General features: G+C 60.5%; 7 protein-coding genes, 1 tRNA gene and 2 pseudogenes. 6 read left to right on the top strand and 4 right to left on the bottom strand.

Annotation, left to right across the window (positions count from 1 at the left end; translation table 11 throughout):
• From ACXJL8_RS32470 to ACXJL8_RS32450, 5 genes and pseudogenes are all read left to right on the top strand, one after another.
• Window positions 1-218, top strand: a pseudogene (locus ACXJL8_RS32470) (phospholipase); the annotation flags it as partial.
• Window positions 215-412 carry a hypothetical protein gene (locus ACXJL8_RS32465; protein WP_456622174.1) on the top strand — a complete coding sequence of 66 codons (198 nt, stop codon included), beginning with the start codon at window positions 215-217 and terminating at the stop codon, window positions 410-412. The pseudogene ACXJL8_RS32470 and the gene ACXJL8_RS32465, both read left to right, overlap by 4 nt.
• Complete coding sequence (locus ACXJL8_RS32460; protein WP_456686255.1) at window positions 409-672, top strand: hypothetical protein; 264 nt, start codon at window positions 409-411, stop codon at window positions 670-672. The genes ACXJL8_RS32465 and ACXJL8_RS32460 overlap by 4 nt, the downstream gene beginning before the upstream one ends.
• A gap of 222 nt (window positions 673-894) precedes the next feature.
• Window positions 895-2,019: a tyrosine-type recombinase/integrase gene (locus ACXJL8_RS32455; RefSeq protein WP_456686254.1), complete on the top strand. Its 1,125-nt coding sequence runs from the start codon at window positions 895-897 to the stop codon at window positions 2,017-2,019.
• 1 nt (window position 2,020) lies between these two features.
• The gene (locus ACXJL8_RS32450) at window positions 2,021-2,434 is read left to right on the top strand and encodes a very short patch repair endonuclease (RefSeq protein ID WP_456622178.1); all 414 of its coding nucleotides are present in this window, start codon (window positions 2,021-2,023) and stop codon (window positions 2,432-2,434) included.
• On the opposite strand, the gene ACXJL8_RS32445 is transcribed toward ACXJL8_RS32450, so the two are convergent.
• Window positions 2,431-3,507 (bottom strand): restriction endonuclease, SacI family, encoded by a 1,077-nt coding sequence (locus ACXJL8_RS32445; protein WP_456622179.1) that lies wholly within the window; start codon window positions 3,505-3,507, stop codon window positions 2,431-2,433. The genes ACXJL8_RS32450 and ACXJL8_RS32445 overlap by 4 nt on opposite strands.
• 1 nt (window position 3,508) lies before the next feature.
• Complete coding sequence (locus ACXJL8_RS32440) at window positions 3,509-3,727, bottom strand: helix-turn-helix domain-containing protein (RefSeq protein ID WP_456622218.1); 219 nt, start codon at window positions 3,725-3,727, stop codon at window positions 3,509-3,511.
• A gap of 109 nt (window positions 3,728-3,836) precedes the next feature.
• On the opposite strand from ACXJL8_RS32440, the gene ACXJL8_RS32435 reads away from it, so the two are divergent.
• Window positions 3,837-5,075, top strand: a complete 1,239-nt coding sequence (locus ACXJL8_RS32435) for a DNA cytosine methyltransferase (RefSeq protein WP_456622180.1) — start codon at window positions 3,837-3,839, stop codon at window positions 5,073-5,075.
• A gap of 128 nt (window positions 5,076-5,203) precedes the next feature.
• On the opposite strand, the gene ACXJL8_RS32430 is transcribed toward ACXJL8_RS32435, so the two are convergent.
• Both ACXJL8_RS32430 and ACXJL8_RS32425 read right to left on the bottom strand, forming a co-directional pair.
• A tRNA-Pro gene (locus tag ACXJL8_RS32430) sits at window positions 5,204-5,281 on the bottom strand.
• 121 nt (window positions 5,282-5,402) lie between these two features.
• Window positions 5,403-5,543: pseudogene (locus tag ACXJL8_RS32425) on the bottom strand (MerR family transcriptional regulator); the annotation flags it as partial.

Here is a 5,543-nt window from a genome sequence, read left to right as displayed (position 1 = left end):
CCATTGCTCCGCGCGCGCTGCCGGCGGCCCGCGCCGGCCTCGAGGGCGCCGCGGCGATCGCGCAGCTCGCCGACGATTTCATCGTCATCAGCACCCGCAGCGAAGGCGCCGCCCTGCCCGACCTGGTGCGTATGGGCTGGCGCAAGTCGCAGATTTTCGAGCACGCCGACGCAGCCCGCACGCTGGCCTATTCCCGCCAGAACGGGGCGGCAGCGTGAGCAGCTCCAGCACCTACACCGATTACTATTTCGTTCGCCTGCTCAAACTCAGCCCCTTTGAGCGGGCGCCGCGCGGCGGCTGGCGGTTCGGCACGCGGCGGATCAGTGACGGCGTCGCCGATCGMCTGATCGCCAGCGGCCGCGCGGAGATCATCGGGCAGCAGATGCATTTCAAACGAGCGGAGGCAGCATGAGCGGCGTCAACGTCATCATGGCCGGCGCGCTGTGGCGCGATCTGGCGGCCCGCGGCGTCGACGGCATCAGCTTCGCCGATTGCGAGGCGATGATCGCCCGCATGTTCGATTGCGCCCGCAGGATCGAGGCCGGGACCAGAGACGACGAGGCGCCGCCCCGGCGTTGCGAGAGCAGTGAGGTCGACTTGGACGGCAGTTGCATGGCATGCGGCGCGATCCAGGGCGAAGCCTGCAAGAAGTCACCAAGGGCTCRCTCGTGACCGAAAAACGCTGCCTCACGAAGCAGGAAGCGGCCGAGTATTGCGGCTGCAAGACGCTAGCAGCGTTCGATCAATGGCGGGCCAAGGGCATTGTGCCCGACGCGATCCCCGGTACCAGCCGATGGGACCGGAAAGCCTTGGACCGGGCACTGGACCGAGCCTCCGGGATTGTGACAGTCTCCGATGCCGAGCTAACCCCGTACCAGCGTTGGAAGGCCGACCATGCGCGGAAGACCCAGGCTGCCTAACAGGCCCCTCAAGCTGAAGGGCGTCCATCGCGTCAAGAAGCGGCAGGCAGATGGGTCGATCAAGGTCTATCTCTATCACCGTGCCACGGGCCTCCCGCTTGACGAGAATAGGCTCGCCGAGATGTATGCCGATGCCGAGAAAAAAATGCGCACGAGGGGGGAAGGCACCTTCATGCAGCTTATTCGGCACTTCGACCAGTCCACCTATTTTGACGGCCTCAGCGAGGAGAGCCGGAAACAGTACATCTGGAAGCTGAAGCGCCTAGAGGCGCGCTGGGGCACGTGCCCTGTCGCGACCTTCAACGATGCTGACGACGCACTGGAATTCCGGAAGGATGCGTTGGCCTGGCACAACGAGCTCGGCAAGTCCTCGCCACGATCGGCCGATAACCTGGTTGCCGCGCTAGCCCGCGTACTCTCGTTCGCGCGGGAAAAGGCCGTCATCAAGTTCAACCCGCTCGACACGTTCGCGCGGCTCTACAAGAGCCACAGATCGGACCTGACCTGGCCGGAGGAATTGCAGCAACAATTCATCGCAAACGCGCGCACAGCCATGGCGACGGCGATGATCATGGTCCGGAATACAGCCATGCGCGCCAGCGACGTCCGCAAGTTTCCCTGGACGCGCTACGACGGAAGCCGGGTGCAGATCCGTTCGACCAAGACCGGCAAACTGCTCTGGATCCCCGTCACGCGCGAGCTGAAGGCGCATCTCGATGCGCTCAAGGAAACGAAGGTCGGCGCGCTGGTGATGCTGACGCCGACCGGAAAGGCCTACACCAAACGCTATTTCAACGAGCACTGGCGCGAGGACTGCGACAAGGTCGATGCGATCAACGCTGAGGCCACTGGCGCCGACGCCGAGTACGTCAAAACTGCCGATCTCAATTTCCACGACAACCGCGGCACGGCCGCGACGCTACTCGCTGAGGCCGGCGCCACCGCGCCGGAGATCGCTGAGGCGCTGTGCTGGAGCGTCGACAAGGCGCAGAAGGTGATTGATCTCTACCTCGCGCGGCGCGGGGTGCTAGCGGCGAATGCGATCAGAAAACTCGAGCTATACAGAGAAAATCAAGCCGCCAGCTATCCGAAAAAGTAAGATGATCGCCTCCCCCAAGGCCGCTCGCTTAACAATTTCACAGCGCATGGCGCGCATCCGCAAGGTCGACACTAAGCCGGAGATGCTTGTGCGTCGCATGCTCCATGGACTTGGCTATCGCTATCGTCTTCATCGCCGCGATCTCCCCGGCAATCCCGACATTGTCTTTGCTTCACGCCGCAGAGTGATCTTCGTCCACGGATGCTTCTGGCATCAGCATAACTGCCGACTGGGCGCGAAGCAGCCGCGAACACGGCCGGAATATTGGCTTCCGAAACTTCAGCGGAACAAGGACCGAGATACGCGCAATCTCAAAGCACTCCGCGCCTTGAAATGGAAAACGCTCATCATCTGGGAATGCGAGCTGTCCAACGCGGCGATGCTGGAGCGTCGGCTCCGCAAATTTCTTAACTAGTCCTTCTGGAACCGCTTCGCCCAGGTTTCAACAGCCTCCTCCGAGGCTTCCATCGCTATTAGGCGCTCGTACATAATCTGCGGAAATTGCCGCGCCCCCTCAAGCGTCGGTGTCGACGACCACAGAAGCACTTGGCGGATCAGGGTGGTCCAATCTTGAAAGAGTGTCAGCGCCACTCCCTTCTGAGCAGCCCAGGCTTGCGCCTCATTGAAGCGAATGTCTGGCTGCCCACCAGCTACCGCTACCATGATCGCATCGCTCACGCCTTTTTCGGCTGCTCTTGTCGCGAGAATAAGAAGATCGTCATGCTTCACAACCTTGTCTCTGACCTCGAGCACGCGCTCGATTCCTGACATGTCTACGCGTGTGACGACTACGTCTCCTGGCACTGTCCGAGACGGATCATTTATCCGCTTTGTACTCGTGCGATCTGCTCCGACCATCAGATCCATAAGCGCGGCAACAACCGCTTGAGCGCGGAATCCGCCTTCAGAATTCTCCGCAACGTAGTGCTGGACCGCCTCGCAAAGCTGATCGATTGCCACATCGAGCGTCGCATCGACCATCGCGGAGTATTGTTTCCCGTGCTGTCGACGAACGAAGATGAATGCACGCAGAGCCGCTCTCGCTTGCGTTTCGTCCTTGACGGCTTGAAGGCGATCCAGAATGTCGCAGACCTTGTTGAGCGCCGCGACAGCCCCTCCCTTAACGGGCCAATCGCGACTGATCCTCACTTTTCCAACGTAAGGGACATTGTTGAGCGGCTCGGGTCCCGTCGCGCCCCAGTTCACGCCAATTTCACGCGCCATCGGCGCAAGCACTTCTTTCGCGAGCGATCGTGCCGAATATCCAAACTCGCCTGAACTCGCCTTTAGAGAAAATACATCGACCTTCTGATCGACGCACTTGGCCAGCGTGGCTGTGGCAACGGCCGCAACGTGCGTTCGATAGCGTTTGGCAAGCTCCGAGAGCGCCTCAGCCTCCGCCTGCCATGTTCGGTCGATGTAACCGGACGATGCTCGCGCCGCCTCTTCGAGCAGCAGTTCCTTCGCTCTTTTCTTGTCGATAACCATCCTACTTTGCCCGCCGCCCTCTCCCGTCCGGTATTATCTCGAGCAGCTCGCCAGGCCCGCACTGAAGAGCGGCACAGAGGCGCTCGATAGTTGCGAGGCTGGCGTTGTACCGTTTACGAGAGGCAATCGATTCGACGGTGGCGCGAGAAAGTCCGGTTCGCTCAGCAAGGACAGCGTACGTCAAGCTGTCGCCGGTCCGCACCTTATGTGCTGCCATCATCTCTCGCAGCTTGATGATGATCACTTAGCGCCCGCTTGTATTGACAATACAAGCCCTCTGTTCTACGAACGTTCTCAGGCCCGATTCGGCAATAGGTAGAATAACCGCTGTGAGCAAGAACATCCGAAAAGTCATTAGCTTGTTCACTGGCGCCGGAGGCCTCGATTATGGMTTTGAAGCGGCGGGCTTCGAGACGCGGGTAGCGGTCGAATTCGATGCTACTTGCTGCCGAACCCTCCGTATGAATCGCGCCTGGTCGGTCATCGAGGGTAATATCCACGACGTTTCCTCCCGAGACATTCTCAAGGCTGGAAAGCTTCGCGTTGGTGAAGCCCACGTGCTGATCGGCGGTCCGCCTTGTCAGCCATTCTCGAAATCCGGATATTGGGCAAACGGCGATGCGCTTCGCCTAGAGGACCCTCGCGCGGACACCCTTACTGCCTATTTGCGCGTGCTGCGGGATACCAAACCGAAAGCGTTTCTTCTCGAGAACGTCTACGGTCTTGCTTACTCTGGCAAAAGTGAGGGGCTGAACCGCATTCTTAGGGGCATCGAGAAAATCAATCGCGAAGCCGGGACAAAGTACAGGCCAGCATGGCGTGTCATCAATGCCGCGAGCTATGGCGTCCCCCAGTTTCGCGAGCGCGTCTTTATCGTTGCAAGCCGTGAAGGGAAGGAGTTCAAGTTTCCCGAACCTACGCATGTTGCAACTGACGATCTCCAGGCCAACGTCGGCCTTGAGCCATACCGGACAGCTTGGGACGCATTGGGCGATCTTTCGCAAAAGCCGAACGATCAATCCCTCGCCATGACTGGCAAGTGGGCGGATCTGTTACCGACCATCCCGGAGGGAGAGAACTATCTCTTTCATACAAGCCGTGGCGCAGGAATGCCGCTTTTCGGGTGGCGCACTCGATATTGGAGTTTCCTATTAAAGCTCGCGAAGGACAGGCCATCTTGGACTATTCAGGCGCAGCCAGGCCCCGCAATAGGTCCATTCCATTGGACTAACCGGCGCCTATCGACCGAAGAGCTTTGTCGTCTGCAGACGTTCCCGGATGGTCTTCGGTTCGATTGCGGTCGTACGCATATTCAACGGATGCTCGGCAACGCCGTCCCTTCCTTGGCTGCCGAAGTTCTTGCTCGCGAGATCGACTGTCAGCTCCTAGGTGGAGATGCCCGCGATGATGATCCGGTCCTCCTGCCACCCCGGCGGTTACCTGTCCCAGCATCCGAGCCAATCGCTCGCGTGCCCGCCAAGTACCGCACACTCGTCGGCGACCATCCGGCCCACCCAGGGACCGGCAAAGGCAATCGCGCCAAAACAAGAGCGTTGGCGGTTGCGTAACCAAGAGAAGGGCTGCGGCCCTTATAGATTCCGGAACGAGCGACGAACGGAAATTGTAAACCGCCTGTAAACGGGCGGACCGGTGTAAACCGGCCAGCCCGAAACGGCGTTGACAATGTTTGATAATTTGGTCGGAGCGAGAGGATTTGAACCTCCGACCCCTAGTCTCCCAGACTAGTGCGCTAACCGGGCTGCGCCACGCTCCGAACGTCGTTCCATTAGCTAGGATCGCTGCGTTGCGCAAGGCGAGGCACACCATTTTGGTCTCGGCCCCGCCGGTATCGGCCCTGCGCCCGCGGAACTGCCCGCAAAGCCGAGGGTCCGCCCCTAGCCGTCCTTCAGCGCCAAATGCAGCATTTCCCGGCAGGCGACGAGGTCGGCGAGCGCCCGTGCCAGCCGCTCCCGGTCCAGCGCGCTGGGGCCGGCGGGCGTGGCGGGGGTGCCGCCCTTGCGGAAGGTGGTGAGGAT

This window comes from Bradyrhizobium sp. P5_C11_2 (genome assembly GCF_054049755.1).
This window is presented reverse-complemented; position numbering and strand designations above follow the sequence as displayed.